This is a genomic window from Psychrobacter sp. 1U2 (genome assembly GCF_051847575.1).
Window position 1 is genome coordinate 1 of sequence record NZ_JBPYDC010000339.1, and the last position, 1188, is coordinate 1188.

The following is a 1188-nucleotide window of genomic DNA, read 5'->3' on the forward strand; positions in this document are numbered from 1 at the left end:
GGTGAAATTCTTTCGACAGACGCCACTATAACTTATATAAAAAACTGAATATATAGCCATAACAACAAACAAAAAGGGCAGTGCATCACATACGATGCATTGCCCTTTTTTATCGAATTTAACTAAAAAATCATGTAACTATGTTTTTTCTAAACTGTCCATTGGTCATTAATAATAGCCACCAAATAACGCTTACCTTGATATTCATCAAACACTAAGCGCATGATGCGCCAGTCCATCCCATCGTATTCATCTGATCCTTCATAATAGAACTCAACCACATCCGAATTTTGATAGATATCTCTTACATTATTAATCATACCACCTGTTTGGCGGAATTCATTGATACTGGTGGAGCTATTATTATACTTTTGCGCAGCTACCCAAGTAGCTAGGTATTTTGGTAGTGGGATTATTAATGGATTGCCAGTACCGTCAAGTTCGCCCCAAGTGAAGCGAATTTTAGACTGTTGTAGATACTGTGCATATTGCTCACGGCTAAAGACTTTATCAGCTTCAGGGCGCACATAAGCGTACATTGAGAAGCGAACGCCACGTGTCGGATGGATATCATTGGTGATGCGAGCGTAGTCATTATTAGCGAGTGCACGCTGGATACGTAATGCTTGCTGTCTGAGAGTTTGCTGACTTATATCTGAGACAACTGTCGTCGATGAGTTACCGTTTGATTGGTTAGTAACGGTTGCATTTGACTCAGCAGAAGATTGGCAACCGGTAGTAACTAGTATTGAAGCAAAGCACACAGCGGCTGATAGTTTATAAAGATAGGACTTAGAAATATCAAAACGAGATGACAGCATCATAACAATATCCTTATCATAGCTTATTGCTTTTATAAAAGTGGAATTAAAGAAGAGTTAGACTAATATAAATACTAAACAATTATGCAGTAAAATGCTAGTTTATATGTGTTTTAATGAATTTAATACTTAAAATGTCATAGTTCATGGAGGACACCATGCAAAAAACGATATTTACTATAATAATGTTAATAATAGGGTTTTCTGCTATGACGGCTAGCGCTAATCTAACTGAGCCGTTACAGAAGGTTTTTGCCATGAAAGTTAATACTATTGCCAAGATGTACCAGCAGGATGTGAATAATCAAGGTCAAGATTATCCGGTTGTGCTGCAACAATATGGCAGTCCAGAGCTACGGGCAGCAAT

General features: G+C 37.7%; 1 protein-coding gene. It reads right to left on the bottom strand.

Annotated elements, in window-relative coordinates; all coding sequences use genetic code 11:
• Positions 1-149: 149 nt before the first annotated feature.
• Positions 150-824 carry a hypothetical protein gene (locus tag ACS8FD_RS15630; RefSeq protein WP_439261336.1) on the bottom strand — a complete coding sequence of 225 codons (675 nt, stop codon included), beginning with the start codon at positions 822-824 and terminating at the stop codon, positions 150-152.
• Positions 825-1188 lie beyond the last annotated feature (364 nt).